This window comes from Megasphaera sueciensis (assembly GCF_050219315.1).
GTDB classification, from domain to species: Bacteria; Bacillota; Negativicutes; order Veillonellales; family Megasphaeraceae; genus Megasphaera_A; species Megasphaera_A sueciensis.
Genome location: NZ_CP116939.1, coordinates 2,550,432 through 2,566,994, shown reverse-complemented (window position 1 = coordinate 2,566,994; position 16,563 = coordinate 2,550,432). Strand labels below are relative to the sequence as shown.

19 protein-coding genes are annotated in these 16,563 nt (G+C 33.2%); 3 read left to right on the top strand and 16 right to left on the bottom strand.

Annotated features, from left to right (window positions below):
* Nucleotides 1-341 precede the first annotated feature (341 nt).
* Both NXG62_RS12345 and NXG62_RS12340 read left to right on the top strand, forming a co-directional pair.
* Nucleotides 342-530 (top strand): helix-turn-helix domain-containing protein, encoded by a 189-nt coding sequence (locus NXG62_RS12345; protein ID WP_427112725.1) that lies wholly within the window; start codon nucleotides 342-344, stop codon nucleotides 528-530.
* Between the two features lie 120 nt (nucleotides 531-650).
* Nucleotides 651-836: a helix-turn-helix domain-containing protein gene (locus NXG62_RS12340; protein WP_427112724.1), complete on the top strand. Its 186-nt coding sequence runs from the start codon at nucleotides 651-653 to the stop codon at nucleotides 834-836.
* Nucleotides 837-1,166: 330 nt separating this feature from the next.
* Here NXG62_RS12340 and NXG62_RS12335 read toward each other — a convergent pair whose 3' ends face one another.
* From NXG62_RS12335 to NXG62_RS12310, 6 genes are all read right to left on the bottom strand, one after another.
* Nucleotides 1,167-2,177 carry a ParB N-terminal domain-containing protein gene (locus NXG62_RS12335; protein ID WP_427112723.1) on the bottom strand — a complete coding sequence of 337 codons (1,011 nt, stop codon included), beginning with the start codon at nucleotides 2,175-2,177 and terminating at the stop codon, nucleotides 1,167-1,169.
* 364 nt (nucleotides 2,178-2,541) lie between these two features.
* Nucleotides 2,542-3,075, bottom strand: a complete 534-nt coding sequence (locus NXG62_RS12330) for a relaxase/mobilization nuclease domain-containing protein (RefSeq protein ID WP_427112722.1) — start codon at nucleotides 3,073-3,075, stop codon at nucleotides 2,542-2,544.
* Nucleotides 3,056-3,487, bottom strand: coding sequence for a plasmid mobilization protein (locus NXG62_RS12325; protein WP_427112721.1), 432 nt, complete (start codon nucleotides 3,485-3,487; stop codon nucleotides 3,056-3,058). Before NXG62_RS12325 ends, NXG62_RS12330 begins: the two co-directional genes overlap by 20 nt.
* A 254-nt stretch (nucleotides 3,488-3,741) precedes the next feature.
* Nucleotides 3,742-4,107, bottom strand: coding sequence for a viroplasmin family protein (locus NXG62_RS12320; RefSeq protein ID WP_427112720.1), 366 nt, complete (start codon nucleotides 4,105-4,107; stop codon nucleotides 3,742-3,744).
* 61 nt (nucleotides 4,108-4,168) lie between these two features.
* Complete coding sequence (locus NXG62_RS12315; RefSeq protein WP_427112719.1) at nucleotides 4,169-5,380, bottom strand: tyrosine-type recombinase/integrase; 1,212 nt, start codon at nucleotides 5,378-5,380, stop codon at nucleotides 4,169-4,171.
* A 72-nt stretch (nucleotides 5,381-5,452) separates the two neighbouring features.
* A complete protein-coding gene (locus tag NXG62_RS12310) occupies nucleotides 5,453-5,671 on the bottom strand; it encodes a helix-turn-helix domain-containing protein (protein WP_427112718.1) in 219 nt (72 codons plus the stop codon).
* 197 nt (nucleotides 5,672-5,868) lie between these two features.
* On the opposite strand from NXG62_RS12310, the gene NXG62_RS12305 reads away from it, so the two are divergent.
* A complete protein-coding gene (locus NXG62_RS12305; protein ID WP_427112717.1) occupies nucleotides 5,869-8,556 on the top strand; it encodes a hypothetical protein in 2,688 nt (895 codons plus the stop codon).
* 924 nt (nucleotides 8,557-9,480) lie between these two features.
* On the opposite strand, the gene NXG62_RS12300 is transcribed toward NXG62_RS12305, so the two are convergent.
* From NXG62_RS12300 to NXG62_RS12255, 10 genes are all read right to left on the bottom strand, one after another.
* Nucleotides 9,481-9,747 (bottom strand): type II toxin-antitoxin system RelE family toxin, encoded by a 267-nt coding sequence (locus NXG62_RS12300; protein WP_427112716.1) that lies wholly within the window; start codon nucleotides 9,745-9,747, stop codon nucleotides 9,481-9,483.
* Complete coding sequence (gene relB, locus NXG62_RS12295; RefSeq protein WP_427112715.1) at nucleotides 9,747-9,950, bottom strand: type II toxin-antitoxin system RelB family antitoxin; 204 nt, start codon at nucleotides 9,948-9,950, stop codon at nucleotides 9,747-9,749. The genes NXG62_RS12300 and relB overlap by 1 nt, the downstream gene beginning before the upstream one ends.
* Nucleotides 9,951-10,246: 296 nt before the next feature.
* A complete protein-coding gene (locus tag NXG62_RS12290) occupies nucleotides 10,247-10,483 on the bottom strand; it encodes a hypothetical protein (RefSeq protein ID WP_427112714.1) in 237 nt (78 codons plus the stop codon).
* Nucleotides 10,484-10,904: 421 nt separating this feature from the next.
* Nucleotides 10,905-11,366 (bottom strand): IS200/IS605 family transposase, encoded by a 462-nt coding sequence (tnpA, locus tag NXG62_RS12285; RefSeq protein ID WP_427112560.1) that lies wholly within the window; start codon nucleotides 11,364-11,366, stop codon nucleotides 10,905-10,907.
* A gap of 210 nt (nucleotides 11,367-11,576) precedes the next feature.
* A complete protein-coding gene (locus NXG62_RS12280; RefSeq protein ID WP_427112713.1) occupies nucleotides 11,577-12,077 on the bottom strand; it encodes a cupin domain-containing protein in 501 nt (166 codons plus the stop codon).
* 62 nt (nucleotides 12,078-12,139) lie between these two features.
* Nucleotides 12,140-12,940 carry a TrmB family transcriptional regulator gene (locus NXG62_RS12275; protein WP_427112712.1) on the bottom strand — a complete coding sequence of 267 codons (801 nt, stop codon included), beginning with the start codon at nucleotides 12,938-12,940 and terminating at the stop codon, nucleotides 12,140-12,142.
* 159 nt (nucleotides 12,941-13,099) lie between these two features.
* On the bottom strand, nucleotides 13,100-13,255 hold the full coding sequence (locus tag NXG62_RS12270; protein WP_427112711.1) for a hypothetical protein: 156 nt from the start codon (nucleotides 13,253-13,255) through the stop codon (nucleotides 13,100-13,102).
* A 51-nt stretch (nucleotides 13,256-13,306) separates the two neighbouring features.
* Complete coding sequence (locus NXG62_RS12265; protein WP_427112710.1) at nucleotides 13,307-13,555, bottom strand: hypothetical protein; 249 nt, start codon at nucleotides 13,553-13,555, stop codon at nucleotides 13,307-13,309.
* The gene (locus NXG62_RS12260) at nucleotides 13,552-14,214 is read right to left on the bottom strand and encodes a hypothetical protein (RefSeq protein ID WP_427112709.1); all 663 of its coding nucleotides are present in this window, start codon (nucleotides 14,212-14,214) and stop codon (nucleotides 13,552-13,554) included. Before NXG62_RS12260 ends, NXG62_RS12265 begins: the two co-directional genes overlap by 4 nt.
* 507 nt (nucleotides 14,215-14,721) lie before the next feature.
* Nucleotides 14,722-15,597: an NAD(P)-dependent oxidoreductase gene (locus NXG62_RS12255; RefSeq protein WP_427112708.1), complete on the bottom strand. Its 876-nt coding sequence runs from the start codon at nucleotides 15,595-15,597 to the stop codon at nucleotides 14,722-14,724.
* Nucleotides 15,598-16,563: the final 966 nt, after the last annotated feature.

Sequence of the window (16,563 nt, the reverse complement as noted above, 5' to 3'; positions counted from 1 at the left end):
CATATTAATAAACAATTTTTTACTTTAACAGCATCTTTTCCATTCAACTTTTATCGGCTACTACAAGGTTGGTCGTCAAAGGATCCATGTTAGGTTCCACACATTCCACAAAAGTGTAGAACGATTTCAGGTCAATTGCAATGTATGTATGATTGTCCATTGTTACCGCCTCCTTGATGAGTGGTTTCACTGATTACATTTTATCACAATACATGTTCGTCATCCATCTTAAAACAAATCACCGTGTAATAAAAATATCATTTTCCCATTCAAAGATAACCTTCTTAGCATTCAAAAATACTAACTTCCTAGTAAATAAAAAAAGAAGGGAGATCTTAATCATGAAAGCAATACCAATTACTAAAACCGTTCTCCATGTTTCCAATGTGGCATGTTTGATGAATTGCAGTTCCAGCAAAGTATATAATCTAATCAGAGCTGGAAATCTTGATGCTTACAAAGTTGGAAAAGCATGGCTGATCACCGTAGACGCCTTGAATAATTATCTGCACGTTGAAAGTCACCGATAAACCATTAGATTGATTTTTCCGACATATGTACCATTTTCAAAACATTCATATATAATCTATAACTCTTAAAATTTTATTAACATAATAATGATAAAAAATTAAAAAAAGAGGTGCATCATCATGTTTGAAATGTATGGAGATCTGTTAACCGTCGAAGAATTTGCCGAAATGCTGTCGATCGGCAAAAACGCGGCCTACAAACTACTGGCATCAGGCAAAGTAAAGTGCTTTCGGCAGAACCGCATATGGAAAATACCAAAAGAAGGCGCAATACAATACATCCGGGAACAAAGTCATCTAATATAAATCATAAGTTGAAGTGCTATACTATGAAAAAAAGAGGAATTTACAAATATGGACCTTGGTTATTTCCAAGGTCCATATGTATTATTTCTAAGATATATATTCTATAATTATTATTAATAAATTATTAATATTTGTTAATAGTCCAAAAATCATGAGCCAACTGTAACATAAAAAATCGTACTAATCCAAATATTTCTTAATATTCACATCAAATGTTTGCTCTTTAATAAATTGAAGCTCATCGACTGTATGGTATGGTCATGAAAATACCTTGATATGTATTGAATTTTTTCACTTTTTCATTCATAAATGTCCTTTCAATCACTACATTTATAATAATTGCTCTTTTTCTAATTGCATTCCTTTTATCTTTTCATCCAATGTTTGAATATCATCTTCTAATTTTTTTCGTCTGCCAGCTTGTTTGCTTACTGGAATATTTTTCAATTGTAGTTTTTTAGCTTCCATTTTTTCTTGTTTTTTTGTTACTTGATTATCTAATATTTCGATTTTATTTTTTCTTTCTCTTTCTTCTCTTTCTTTTTTCTTCGCATCTTGGAAAGCGGAATTTTGTTTTAATTCCATTTCAACTTCACTCAAAATATCTTTAATAGCTTTAATGGATTCGTTGGCTTTAAAAGAATCTTCTACCTCATTCAAATTTTTCAAATGTTTTAAAATACTGTCTACCGCTTCAACAAAATTATCTTCAACCTCTTTCTGATTAAAAGATATTGTATTGTCATTTCCCCATATAAGATATTTACCCTCATTGGATATAGGCTTATCTTTTTTCTCTTCTAACCCGGCTTTATATACATTATGCAGCTGTGTTACACGTGCTGGGGTAATTCCAAGTATAACAGCAATCTCTTTTTGAGACATCGTTTTGACTTTGCCCTTATTCCTACCTGTCATATAAATTTCCTTACCATTTTCATCCGTTACTGGCTTCTTAGTAAACTCGTCAATAATTTCCCCTTTTTCGTACTCCGTCATATCTACTCTAGAAAAGTTACTGATAAGTCCTATCAGTCGATCATCAATATCATCATCATCAATGATAGCAAAAATTTTACTCCATTTTTTGTCTTTCGTTTCTTCATATAATTTAGAAACGATTTGAAATCGTAAATTTCCGTCAATAATTCCATATTTTTTCTCCGTATTTTCCATTCCAATATTTTTCAATAGTCTTAGAATAATTGGCTGTACAACTCCGCTTTTTTCAATGCTGTCTTTCATAGCCTTAAATTCTGCTGTACCCATTGTTTTCTTTTGATTTTTCCTTACATTGTTGATTGCATTTGCATCAATGTCCGTTAGCTTAATTTTATTCATGTGTATTCCTCCCACCAATTTTAAATGTATATTACAAAAAATTAATTAAATGATTTAATTTTTATATATGACTACATTTTATCACTTTTATCCATAAAATGCATGCATTAGCACAAATAATCATAATATTTATACACTGAATTTTTGTAATATGGCACGGTATTGAACTTTCATAAATTCAGTATGCTCAGTCTTCCTTCAATTTCACCTTACGATTTATCCCTATTGCTTTGAACAGCATCCTCGACATTATTACCAACACTGTAAATGTCTTCACAAAACAGATGCCATGCTCAAGTACCCTCCCAAACAGTTACCCTTAGCATCAATATTGCTAAGGGTGTGATATACAATCTTTTATTTCCTATTCACCGGTATTACGGCCTGTATCAATATCTATAAGAGAATATCCATTACGTTTCAAAATGCAGTTAAGATGATCAACAATATCGTAAAAAGTGCTTTCACTGTTACTAAATCTTTTCCCTGTTATAAAATCAGTATTATTCACGACAAAATGAACGTGAAGGTTATCCGTATTAATATGAACACTGCTAAGCACTTGATAATGGTCGCCATTGTAATTAGAAAACATCTGATTGATTTCGACCATTGTGTAAAAAAGATCATACACATCCGAATCGTCATCCAAAGATAAGCTTACTACAGCCTCATAAAAGGCAACTCCTTGAAAAGGATTCCATCCGCCTTTTTGATCCATATTGCTTTTTTTCGCCAGCATCATTTCCGGATATGGATTTACTGTACTAACAAATTGACCATAGATAAGTTCTTTCCTTGTCGAAGCTGCATTTAAAATGTAGTTTAATCGTTCATATAATTTGACATAATTTTTCTCACCTTTTCTTGTAATAATTTTAAATATCGCCATTTTCATTTACCTTTACCCTGTCTACTACCTGAATCAATCCTTGCATTTTTAAATTAATTTCTGCTAGTTGAACATTATTCTGTTGGTTAATAACCTGCAAAATGTTCATAATCTCTTTTTCACAATAGCCGTTACCATCCAATTGGGTCGTAATTTGATTTAAATTATCTTGTTGTTCCCGAAGAGAATGAATGTTTTGCTTTAGACTTAAAACATGTTGATTTACCTCATTATGTAAGGAAGCTAATTTTATTATTGTTTCTCTCCCATATGGATTATACACAATGGTACTGTTTTTAATTGCTGCCCGTACAAACTCACTTTTACTTAAATGTGCCTTTTTAGCTTTCCCATTTAAAATGTTCCATGTGTTTTCGTCAAGTCTTATATTTAGGCTTTTATTGGCTTTATCATTCATATTTTCCACTCCTATTTTATATATTATAAAAATATGTAATACTTTTTTCAATCTTGATTAACTATTCTTATCCATTTTTAATATACATTCTTTTTCATCCACCTACAGTAGGTTTATTCTTTCTGTGATCTACTAACACTTATGTTCCCTATAATATGTATCATGTGTTTAAATTACATCATTAATAATTATATATATTTTATAGACCTTACTTAATGTTACATAATTTTAAAAAATAAATTAAATAATTTAATTTATTTTTCTACTCGAAATACAATCATGTCTTTCATCTTCTGTTTTTGGGGTTTAAGATGAATAAGCTTGAATTGGTAAAAAAAGTTCATACGAATAAAGCTGTTTTGGTTAATCGTTCCTGAACCCGTTAGGACTTCCAAGCTATTGGCTATAAAAGCAACTGCTTCTTGCCATGTTGAAAATTTCTTTACCATAAATCCTTTTATATACTTTTTACTCTGCACTACAGAAGCCCAATTAGTATATACACCAGCCCCGTTAAATCCATATACCCCGTAATATACTTTTGGGGTTCCAAGACTGTTCACAAGTTGTTGAAAATTGCTTTCGTACCATTCTGCTTCTTCTCTATATGTATTCATCATTTGACCCTCCAAATAAAAAATAAAGGGAATCGTCATAATTATCATGGCGTCCCCATTAAAGCTAATAATTATTTTGATCCCTCAAAGTTTTCAATTGATTCGATAGTACCTTTGCTGTTTCTCGTTTTTTAGAATCCAAGGGATGCAAATAAATAGACGTTGTCCGTATGCTGGTATGGCCAAGCATGCTTTGTACCGTTGTCAGTGTCGCCCCATTATTTAATGCGTAAGTAGCAGCCATATGCCGAAGAGAGTGGACACCAATATGCGGCAACTTATATTTTTTTGCCATATGTGAAAGCCATTGATATAACGCATTGGGAGAAATGGGAACTATTTGATTCCCTCGTAATCGTTCAGCCAAGAATACATAGCCTTTATCGTTTTCATAACGATTTTTCTCCAAATATACATCCTGATACTTTCGATGTAGCTTTAAAAGATTTATCGTATATTCGTCGACATATAATTTTCGAACAGATTCCGGAGTCTTAGGTGCAGAAATTTCTACATGGTTTGCGCCAGCATATTTTTCTGACTTATTTATACGAATTGAACGATCTTCAAAATCAATATCAGCCCAAGTTAAGGAACATATTTCGCCTCTTCTAGCTCCGGTAACAAGATACAAGTAAAACATCGTTTTATGCTTTACTTCTCTTGGTGTATTCGGGATAATATCTAAAATTTGAAGAAATTTCTGTAAATCTTCTTCCTGCCAAATGGGATAATGATGGTAGTCGGGCTTAGGCCAATTCTCTTTGGGTATATCTTGACATGGATTTTTCACTACATATTTCCATTCCACTGCCTTATTAAACATTTCGTTCAACAACTTAAAATGTTTATAAATCGTCGTTTTAGATAAAGGCTTACTACGTTTGTTTTTATTGATTTTAACCTGAAATAACAATTGGACAAAATCGAATATCATGACCCCTGTAATATTGTTTAACAGCACACCACCAAAAGTATCCATAATTCGATCATTTAAAAGACGACGATGTACAACTCTTGTATTCAAGGCTAATTTTTCATTGTGTTTTCGATCCCAAATTTCTGCAAACTGTTTAAATGTAATAGAGTTCTGTACCATCGTCATTTCTGGATTTTGTGTTATTTCTAAATAAAAAAGATCTAATTGTTTTTCTGCCATTCGTTTTGAAGTAGCATGAATCTGTCTCGTCATCCTTTTTTGTTTTCCATTTATATATCCCATGGAAATTCTCAGTTCCCATCTATTATTTCCTCTGTTTACTACTGTACCCGGCATATTATTTTTCCTCCAGACATAAAAAAAGAGCAGCCTGTTAGCTGCTCTAAATATTCATAACAATTATTACTATTAAATTTTAATTTTGCTCCAGCAAGGAGTTGCAAAATTATTTTCTGCCCATTTCTCTAACTCGCTGCGTCTATACAAATATCCCTTTCCTATTTTAACTGCTGGCAATTTTCCCTGCCGTGTCATGCGTAAAACAGATTGATAATGAAATTTACCATTAAAAAAATCTGTAACCACTTCTGCTGCTGTTAAAAATTCTGTTTTCTTTAATTCATCCATTTGATGACCCTCTTTGCTCTTAATTAATTTTCACTCATTATGCATGATTATTTTTCGATCATCTAAATGTATATTCTATTTTAAAAAGTTATATTTTTTGTTCCTATATAATATAAGATAATATAGTCAATAATTTTAAGAAAAATATTATCTCTGACTCGAAATCTATATCTCCACTGATGTTCAGGATATCCTATATGATAGTTTGGACTCCTATTTGGATTTTTACCCCAGTTTTATATTGGATTCTGCAATATGCACCGACCTACAAAGCGCTATTTAATCAAATTTATATACAAAAAGAAGGAATTAGCAAACTTATGTGGAATTTATTAGGTAAAATGTTTGGATTTTTTTGGATTTTATCAAAAATGGAGGGATTATATGTGAACGAAGATACAAAAGTTAACACATCTTACACATCAAATGAAATTAAACCACTTCCGAAGGTAGATGAATCTGCCATGAAAAAGTTTTTGAAAAACAATATATTTCTTAGAATAAATCGCACATTGAATCATAAGGGAAAAATAGAAAATGCACAATCTGTAAAAGAAAAAAATGAATCTTTAGCATATAATTATATCAGCAGATTTTGTCAAAACAGTGAGTGCCGAAAACATCAAAACATAATAAGTTGTATCAATAATTGTATTTTTCCTAATGCTAATATCATTTATTATTTATTAGACGATTCTTTTATATATTATTATTCTTATTCCAAAAATCAAAAAAAACTCATTATGACACCCGAAGATATTCAGAAATTATTAACTTATTACGACAACGTTTCTGATAAAAAATTAATGGAAATATTCCGAGTAAATGAAACAGATTTATCAGAATTGAAATCACATTTAATCTTTACTTCATTTAGGAATATAATAGATAAGTTCTTTAGTGAATATACTCCACAAGATATTATACGAATTATTCAGCTTTTATTACAACCTAATGGGAAAATATTAAATCCAATTGCCTTCTGGAAATTAATGCATTCTGTTCAATTACAATTTAAACCCGGTGAAACATATGATGATATCCATAAAAAAATATCATCCTCAAAAAATATACGCGATATTCCAGAAATATATTTGAAAGAAAATAAAATGACCTATGACACATTGCAATCAATTTTATTTCCAAATTCAGTTGATGCTTTTTTAACAGATCGTTTTTCCAAGAGTATTCCAACTCAAATTCATAATTTGCTTTGTTATACTAAATTTTTTGTTAAAAATTTAGTTGGATTAAAACAAGAAGAATATAATACTGCCCTCTATCATATTGCTCGTTTTTTATACTATAAAAGGCTTTCTGTATTTAACCTTTACCCCACTTCCATCGAAGAATTGATGTCTTTGTTTTATTGCCATCGTACACAATTTGAAAAACTAGAAAAACCCTCAAATCCTATTTATTTTATTAGTCTACCAGTAAAACTTACCCATCATATTGCCGCACAACGTCTTCTTGTCGCTTCTCATATGGCATTTAAAACGATAGCACAACATTCTACGATAAATGAAAAGCTGCGTGCCTACGAAAAATTAGAACAAACTATTTATCAAAGATTAGGAATTGCTATAAAAGATCCTGATGAACTAACTATAGATTTCGAACGATTTATTTCACCAAATACAAACATCTCATATTTTACAAATTTAAGAAGAGTTCTTTATAGTGTTACAAAAGGAAATATTAATGACTTAGAATCCCTATTAACTTTAATTGCTAAATCATATCTGGGAAATTCCCTATATGAAGATATTACAGGACATTCCACAAAACAACTTACTATTATTTCGTGTAATAATCCAGCCTTTATCAGTGCTTTCTTAAAAGAAATATTTTTCTGCCAAATTACAGAATATTCTTTGAAAACATTAGCAACCCCTTCCAACCTTTCGAGGTTTATCGACGATAAAATGAATGGAAAACTTGCTAATATTGATACAACTGAAATTAATTTTGCACCTGAAAATATAGGATGGTTTATAGAATTAGCGAAAGGACGCAAAGTAAACACCCGATACAAAATGACAAATCAAAATCAGGATAAATTGACAGCACAATACAAAATTACACACAGAAGTACAATACAATACATTTATATAACTAAAAATGCGATTTACAAAAAATTATCTAATATTCCTCACCATGCTATCACTCTATTAGGTGATATTGGTGAAATAGAATATCAATCCATATCTTCACGTGAAGCACTCACCTTTGCAGTTGCTTCTGTATGTTGGTTAATAAATAAATACGCCTCACCAAAAGAAAAAGATAAAACATTAAAGGAAGATATTGAAAATTTTTTATTACCGGACAAAGAAGACGCAGTTGAACAATTTATAGAAAATTTTTGTATAAATAGAACTAGTGAAATTCCAGAAAATAAAATTAATAAAATAGATAAAAGAACAATTGAAGGATCTAAAAACGAATTTCACAAATTAGACATAGCAAAAGAATTAAATATAACCTCTCTGCCATTTACTATATCTAGCGATTTTTCTTATGTATTTAAAATTTGGTATAGACTATCTTTCAATAAAATTTTTAAAGGTAAAGATAAAGATATTACCAATATATTAAAAGATAAATTACATCCAATTTTTTATCTTAAAAAAAGGAAGGTAACCTATCAATTTGGAAATAAGGAAGGAAGAGAAACCACAGGAACTCGTGGATTTTATGGTATTAAAATTAAAAAAGATGTACTACAATTTTATATTAAGGAGATCAAGATAAAAAAAGAGGATAACAATGTTTCAGCATTTAACAGCTATTTTGATAATTTGATAAATGAAACATTAAAGTATATCCCCAGTGTTAGACTAAAAATAGTACAAGACAAAATGAGAAAATCATATAAATGAAACCATAATACAATAGAAATATCAGAAACAGGAGAACTTATAATGGTGAAACACCTTGAGAAACAATTTAAACTGGATGCCGTCCAATATAATATATGTGAACTATAAAAAAACGTGTTACCCTACTTAGACAGCAAAAAGCCCGGACTGCGTAAGCATCCGGACCATCTGTTTCTATGCTACTATGTTCCCTATCTGTATATTTCGTTTTATCGTTATGGCTCCTTCTTACAGATCAATACCCTTTGGCAAGTTAAAGCGAGGATACATTTCTCATTTTATTTTGTACTAAATCTTGACATAGGACCACTCTCTCAATTCTTATAAAATAAGCTTACCGCAAAAATAGAGTCAAAAAGAGGATAACAATACCACTGTATAATATGAATAATTATAATATGCACCTTATTCACACCTTATGAACATAAAAATGAATGAAAACGTATGATGATAATGATTAATATGTTAAAATTTTCTGTTTGAATATAAATAAAGTTAAATAGCTGTAATTGCTTATATTACATGCATTTGCAGCTATTTGTTAACCGTATTTATTTATTGAATAAAAATTCACTATATTGCTTCCCAAGCTTGATACGAGGGTTCGATCCCCTTCATCCGCTCCATAGATAAATACTGGCCTCACGGGCATTTACCGTGAGGCCGTTTTTTATGTTTTGCACCTTATTGAAGAAAGTTTGCATATTGTAAGCTATAATTGCTTTAAAAAAGTTTGCAATATTAGAGTGAAAACTTGACAACTAAGTTAACAATTAAGCCAACTTTTCCCTAACGATTTAGCAAATCTATGGCACTCTTTTTAACCCTTTTTAAATAATTGCATAAACTTAGGTATAATCAAGGTTATTAACGATTTTAATTAAATTCGTCTCTTTTCTTCTATCGTAAACTAGCAGGTAATCATCACTTATAAATATTTTTTCGATGACCCACTGTCAAGATTAGGATAGTAACCGTTTCTTCAGATATATCTGCAATTAATCTATAACTTCCTACACAATATCGCCACTGTCCGCTTCGATTAGCCGTTAAGCCTTTTCCGTGCTGACGTGGATTACTACATCCTACAAGATTTTTATCAATCCAGCCAAAAATCAAGGCACGTGTATATTTATCTATTTTTTTTAAATCTTTTACCGCTTGCTGCGTATAATTTACTTGATAGCCCATTATTCTAACTCCAGCATATAACGAACCTCTTCATGGGAATACGTAACAGGATTTTTTTTATATTCTTTTACTGCCTTTTCATATGCTTTTAAATCATATTCATCTTCTATTTTTTCAAGAACAGTCCGTCTAACCAATTCGGAAACACTAATACCATTCAATTTAGCATAGTTTTTAATCAAAATAGCTTCTTTTTCATTCAAACGTACCCGATATACTCATTTTCATCGCCCCTCTCTTGTATTACATTGTAATACAAGAGAAATGTATTAGTCAATAATATATTAATAAAGCAGAAATAAATTTGATATAAGGAATTTAGTGTTCTTTATCATAGCCTATATTCATATTTTTTTGATAAAAGCTGTTTCATCTATCTGCTCTATATAAAGTTTTCTCCTTTTTTATTCTATCTTGAACTGTACGTTCTTCAATGAACAGACCCATTTCTGTATTTAAACTAACGTCACCAGCCCCTGTAATATTTTTAATTTTTTCATCATACGGTTTTTGATGCTTTATCAAATTCTACTGCCTGTCTTTTAACCTCATTATCATAGGCAACAAATAAATTAGTAACATTGACGGAACTGATTTTCCAATCACCTCCACTTTTCTTTATCGTCATGGGAATAACTATAGAACTATTCTCTACCGCCTTTGCAAATGGTTTTTGGCATCTAACAGTAAGGCCCAGAGTTCTTCCTGTTGCCGGTCCGCTAAAAACTGGAAACATTGGATGACCTCAGACAAACAGGTGATACTGGCGATCGGTTTGGCCCGTTCTTCTTGTACTCTTGTGATGACCTCCCGGAGGTACGTGATCTGTTTTGCGTTTTTCCGTTCGATACCGGAAACAGCTTGTAATTGCGCTTCCGACGTATGCAATAAAATGTGATATAAGATTTGGTATTCCCGTAGCAACTGATTGACACAGCTCTTTGATAAAAATGTGGCCAATAATTTTTTCTCCGTCAACGGGTGACGAGTTGTGTATATGATGCATTTGAGTTCCTCCCAACAAATCAAAACTACCTGTATAACAGGTAGTTTGCTCTGCGGCTAGAAGCCTTATTACCTGCCTAGGCCGCAAGGGCCTATGGAAAATCCACCAACCGCACTACACTTACCTGCTGCCCCTCTCCGAGGGGCGCTTCTTATTTATAGGGATTCCCCGTGAATGGATCTACCAGTTCTTTCAGTGTCATTTGGTCACACACCATATCTTCCTGTAACTGTTCTCGGATATATTGTGCTATTACCTTCTGATTTCTTCCCACTGTATCAACGTAGTATCCTTTACACCAAAATTTTCTGTTTCCGTATCGATATTTTAATTGTCCATGTCTTTCGAAAATGATTAGAGAGCTTTTTCCTTTCAAATATCCCACAAACGCAGATACGGACAACTTAGGTGGAATACTCACTAACATATGTATATGATCCCTACACGCATTAGCTTCCAGTATTTCTACATCTTTCCGGCTACATAATTCCCGTAAAATTTTTCCAATATCTTTTTTTAATTTCCCGTAAATCAATTGTCTACGGTACTTGGGTGCAAACACAAGATGATATTTACATCTCCATTTTGTATGTGCTAAACTTAAAGTGTCCATGGATAGCATTTTCCTCCTTTGCTCTAAGTACGGTTGGCGAACCTGTGCTTAGTATAGCAAAGGAGGTTTTGCTTTTTCTACCTATAGCTATAAGCTTTTAGAACCATACGCACAGCGTATGGTTTTCAATACGACAAAAAAACGCTGGATACCCTATGGCATCCAGCGTAAATTTCATAATAATCAATTTACTTTTCTTGTAACTAATACTTATTTTCCCTTTATGTCTTCGTTATCCTCTTCCCCTTCATACAGGCCTACAGTGCTTGTTTTCCGTAACACTCCAGTATAATTTTCACCAAAAATACCGATTTTATCCTTACCTGGATAATAGGTGATATCAAGCGGTACATAAGTATCAAAATCAATATAAATTAAATTCTCCGTAGAGGAACGATTCGTTAATTTATGCATTCCTTCAGATCCTGTAGGAAAAAACATAATATCTCCCGTTTTTACTTCCCGTTTTCCATCCTTGGTCTCTAACACCCCTTCGCCTGAAATAATATAAAATGTTTCCTCGCTGTATTCATGATAATGCAATGGAAATGCGGCTTTTTTAGGTGGAAGGCGTAAAAAAGCAATATTAGACTTAAACCCATCTTCACCCTTAATAAATTTATAACGATCATACTGATATGTCTTACCAAAAGAATTACCTTGCTTATCAAGGTCTTCCCATCTGGAAATTACAGCCTTCTTATTATCCATGTGAATCACTCACCTTTCTAGTATACGTATACGTCTTCTTATCTTACCCAGTGTTTGGATTATCATTTGTTTTGTATCAAATACGAAACTATTGCATTCGTTTGACGTAATTCGTTAAAACGTTCCGTTCCCAATTCATCAATAAGCACTTTTCCCCATATGTCATGTTTAACATATTCTTTGGCTATCAAAACAATACAAGGTGTAGTAGTCCATATTCCCGAAGTTTCTGTTTCATCACCTGACTCACTGATTACCACCATATTGGAATCAGCAATTACAACATTTAATCGTCGTCTAAGACGTCTTTGAGAAGTTTTTCCGCAGGATTCTAAATTGACAGTATGCATACACCCCGGATTATAGGGACCGAATATGCCTGCAATAACACATACTCCGTTTTTTTCTGCCTCGACAAGTTGCGCTTGTACTACCTTTGCTTCCTGTGGCCATAGTGAAACCAGCAATTCATCCGAAGCACCTTGAATAACTTGTATGATTTTTTCAATAACATTCTCCTGTCCTTTTAGATTCCATGTTATATCTATCTGATTCGGTATAGGCGGTATATGGTCCAATAAATCGTTGAGATCTTTTATTTTCTCATCAAACCCCGACTGAATCCGTTTCAAAAGCATATCTGGCTCCAGTGGATAATAAAGCACGGGTTCTGATGAACTGGAAAGAACCATTCCCTTATTCTTTAAATTAGTTAATGTTTCATAAATTTTGGCAGTTGGTATCTTTGCAATTTTACTCACTTCATACCCAATAATAGGATGTTTTTGTAATAACGCCAAATATGCCTTGGCTTCATACGTAGAAAAGCCAAACTGTGTCAATTTAAAAACAATGGGGTCCATAAATTTCCTCCTCTCTATATAAATTATTTTAATATACTATATACTACTAAAAACGTAAGAATACTGCAATAACTACTAAATATCGGTAGTATGGATTTTACATTTTTGTTTATCAAGCCACATATTTTAATACCCATACCCCATCAAATAGAATTTTCTTTACTTCACCACTGTCAGCCGTGGTAAATCGGGTGTCACATTCCGCATCGGTTTCACTGGTTGCTGCCCAGACAGTAATGTCTTCGGAACCTGGTAGGCTAATAACTCTCCGCCGATTCGTTCTAATTCCGTGGCCCGTTCATAGGAATCAGACAACTGACTGGCAGCGGTTACCGCTAATCAACCCGTACCGGCTGCAGTCTTTGCCTAAGAACAATTGGCGTAATACACGCCCCGTTCGTTCTGGTTGAGCTGGAAGGTCTCCGCCAGTACTTCCACCGCTTCTACCGGATTGTGAGTCAGTGGAATCTGTTTAGCTTCCTGCATCTTACGGACAGAAAGATGAAATTTCGTCTCATCGACGGCACTGCAGATAATATCCTGCACCTTCATAAAGAAGGCTTTATCATCCTGTGCCAGTGTTTCATCGGAATACAGTTCGTAGGCATCATTCATTTGTTCTGTAATCTGCCCCCTATATGATATTTTTTCTGGGTATAATCTTTACTAATCAACCCATTTTTGCAGACCAGCTGGAATACTAACGGTTCCACCCGCAAACTTCCCAATCCAATTTCACTGTTGCTGATGACAAGTCCGGCCTGTACGACATCCCCTACCGTCACTTCTTCCTTCAGCTTCCGGTTAATGACCTTCAAATACAAATGGGTATCGGTCACGTTACAACTCATAATCTCGGCCCCTTTCATCTCCTGAATCCCCGTCAACACGGCACTACATAATTCCAGATGATCCAATCTGCGGTACCAGTCGGAAAGAAAAGCCCGGACGCTGTGCTCCAGTACCCGGACCATGCGCCGTTCCGGTGTTTGCCGGAACCAGCCGTTCACGCTTTCATCTAGCAGCATAGGAAATTCCTGCTGCATCTTCTGATAATACCGGTATGGAATCTGCAGCCGAGATGCAATTTGCTGATGGGCAATGGGTCCTATGGTATACTGTTTCTCCGTATTACCGAGTAATATCGCTAATTTCGATACTCCATCTGTCGTCTCCATCTCCAGATTCCGGGTATCGGCCAAAAAATCTTTCCGACTCTTCCGCTGCCGTGTCAGCTCGGCGCCTATCTCTTGTAACGTTTGACATTGCTTCATAATGAATGCCTCCTCATATACTATATGTAAAATATGTGTTACCCCATTCAAACAGCAAAAAGCCCGGACTGCTACGAGTCCGGGCCTTTTGCTGTTTTCTATGTTACTATGTTCCTCTGCAGGGGATTGCGATGTCATTCGCAATACTGCTCAGTCCTGTATATAGTATATAAGTCAAAAGAGGGAAAATGACAAATAATTTTTTAATCTATTATTATATAAATTTATATAAAATACATTTTCATTTTTCTCATATATAATAGACGATTTAAGCAATCTCCCCCATACCGGTAAATGAAATCGAATTATCTTTTTCTTAAATTTTTCATCATATTGCTTCATTTTCATTCCTCTTTCTCTGCCAGATTCATTGTAATCTATCAGACAGAGGTGTTACAATTGTACTAAACCACTGCAATCCAAGGTATACAAAAACTTTTCACTTTATTCTTCCAAAAATAATATAAATATACTCTCCATACGTTTTTTTTATTTGCGCAGTACATATTATTTATCACTGTTAATTTCCATTTTTGCTTCATAGTATTTAATTACTGCAATTTGGTCCTCATTAATTATTTTATTATCTTTCATCCATTCCATATTATTAAGGACAACATCTGTAATAGGAAGATCAACACCTAATTTATGAGCATAATGTTTGGCATTTAAAATATCTTTTAAATGTACTTGCATCCTAGCTCCTGGTGTAAAATCACGAGAAATGATCATAGGCACTTTTTTTTCATAAGCTGGTCCACCGACAAATCCATTGCGTGTGGCATCAAATACTGTTTGCAAATCAAGTCCCGCTTTTTCTGCCAACGCATATGCTTCAGCAATCCCCATCAAGTTGGCCCCTACTATGATTTGGTTAATTACTTTAGTGAGACTACCACTTCCAGATCGTCCTACATAAGTAGGTGTTCCCATACACTTCAAAATAAATTCTACTTGATCAAAAACATTTTTATCTCCACCCGTCATAATAGCCAGTGTCCCGGCTATGGCTCCTGGGTTACCACCACTAACGGGTGAATCTAAAAAATGCATTTTAGCATTTTTTACTTTTTTATTCAAGTCTAGAATGATATCTGGTGAGGTAGACGACATATCGATGATAACATTTCCAGGTTTGCCATATTTAATAGCTGATTCAACTGAATTAATGATGATTGGATGTGTTGGTAACATTTGAATAATGATATCACACGTTTTATATAATTCTGTTGCATCACTAATTGGATGTCCCCCCACTTTTTTTAATTCCTCTAACGTTTTAGGAATTACATCATAACCATAAACAGGCTCATTTATTTTTTTTACTATATTTGTCACCATAGGTAACCCCATGACACCTAAACCCAAAAAACCGATTTTCATTGTCAACATCTCCTTGTGTCAATTGAAAAATCAAACATTATCTTTTGAAATATCCTATTAATACAGCATACTCTAAAATCTTAGGCACATTTATCCTCCATGAATCATTTTGAGCAACTGTAATCTATAACGTATCTCTTTTATTCAATCTAAGTTCACGTTCTTCATCCAATACTAATATGGAATTCCCCTTTACAGCCATTGTCTCATCCAATTTCAGTTTTCTCTTTTTAGATTTTTAAAGATTCAATTATGCCTACCACAAGAGGTGCAAAAACTGTACTACCTCGTTTAGAAGCTAAATGAATCGCCATCCAAAAATTATTTATATAACGAATGCTATCTATACAACCAACTACATCTGAAAATTCCATACTAGCAAGATACACTCGTGTGACAATAATAGCTTGTACTTGTTTGGTTTTCCACATAACACATGAACCAACACAATTTTTTTAGAAATCATCACATTGATTAAAGCTATATCCGTGTATTTTCCATTAACTGCAATTTCAATACGTTTACCACAGATACAAAAGTCCAGTGGCGATTGCCACACGAGTAATTATTACGACCGACATATTAACTACTGTTTCTGCTATTATAACAAGAATAAACATCATTGTTATATGTAGACCGGGAATATGGCTAATTGCTTTTGCAACAGTTCCCTCTCCCTCTAAAACGACTGCACTTCCAACGTCTTTTTTTGCATATAAATCACTACCCGAGTAATATCATCAAAAAACGCGATAATATGATATTCCAAGGTTTGACAATCAGTAGTTAATTTATTGTCCTACCTAAGAACTTCATTTACTTGCAATTCCATATCAAATATATCTGGCATAAAATAAATGTAGTCAATAACTAACCTCTGAGTTCCTAAAACGATTCTTTTTACAATATCCAACACTGATAATCTACTGCAGTAGCATACGCAACAACCTGTCTAATATCTTTTTC

Coding starts and splice junctions, on each gene's coding strand:
- NXG62_RS12260 (WP_427112709.1), bottom strand. CDS start 14,214: ATGAAGCAATGTCAAACGTTACAAGAGATAGGCGCCGAGCTGACACGG.
- NXG62_RS12345 (WP_427112725.1), top strand. CDS start 342: ATGAAAGCAATACCAATTACTAAAACCGTTCTCCATGTTTCCAATGTG.
- NXG62_RS12320 (WP_427112720.1), bottom strand. CDS start 4,107: ATGATGAATACATATAGAGAAGAAGCAGAATGGTACGAAAGCAATTTT.
- NXG62_RS12325 (WP_427112721.1), bottom strand. CDS start 3,487: ATGAATGATAAAGCCAATAAAAGCCTAAATATAAGACTTGACGAAAAC.
- NXG62_RS12305 (WP_427112717.1), top strand. CDS start 5,869: ATGATAGTTTGGACTCCTATTTGGATTTTTACCCCAGTTTTATATTGG.
- NXG62_RS12275 (WP_427112712.1), bottom strand. CDS start 12,940: ATGGACCCCATTGTTTTTAAATTGACACAGTTTGGCTTTTCTACGTAT.
- NXG62_RS12310 (WP_427112718.1), bottom strand. CDS start 5,671: ATGGATGAATTAAAGAAAACAGAATTTTTAACAGCAGCAGAAGTGGTT.
- NXG62_RS12300 (WP_427112716.1), bottom strand. CDS start 9,747: ATGGGCTATCAAGTAAATTATACGCAGCAAGCGGTAAAAGATTTAAAA.
- NXG62_RS12315 (WP_427112719.1), bottom strand. CDS start 5,380: ATGCCGGGTACAGTAGTAAACAGAGGAAATAATAGATGGGAACTGAGA.
- NXG62_RS12265 (WP_427112710.1), bottom strand. CDS start 13,555: ATGAATGATGCCTACGAACTGTATTCCGATGAAACACTGGCACAGGAT.
- NXG62_RS12290 (WP_427112714.1), bottom strand. CDS start 10,483: ATGTTTCCAGTTTTTAGCGGACCGGCAACAGGAAGAACTCTGGGCCTT.
- NXG62_RS12335 (WP_427112723.1), bottom strand. CDS start 2,177: ATGAATAAAATTAAGCTAACGGACATTGATGCAAATGCAATCAACAAT.
- NXG62_RS12330 (WP_427112722.1), bottom strand. CDS start 3,075: ATGAAAATGGCGATATTTAAAATTATTACAAGAAAAGGTGAGAAAAAT.
- NXG62_RS12340 (WP_427112724.1), top strand. CDS start 651: ATGTTTGAAATGTATGGAGATCTGTTAACCGTCGAAGAATTTGCCGAA.
- NXG62_RS12255 (WP_427112708.1), bottom strand. CDS start 15,597: ATGAAAATCGGTTTTTTGGGTTTAGGTGTCATGGGGTTACCTATGGTG.
- NXG62_RS12280 (WP_427112713.1), bottom strand. CDS start 12,077: ATGGATAATAAGAAGGCTGTAATTTCCAGATGGGAAGACCTTGATAAG.
- tnpA (WP_427112560.1), bottom strand. CDS start 11,366: ATGGACACTTTAAGTTTAGCACATACAAAATGGAGATGTAAATATCAT.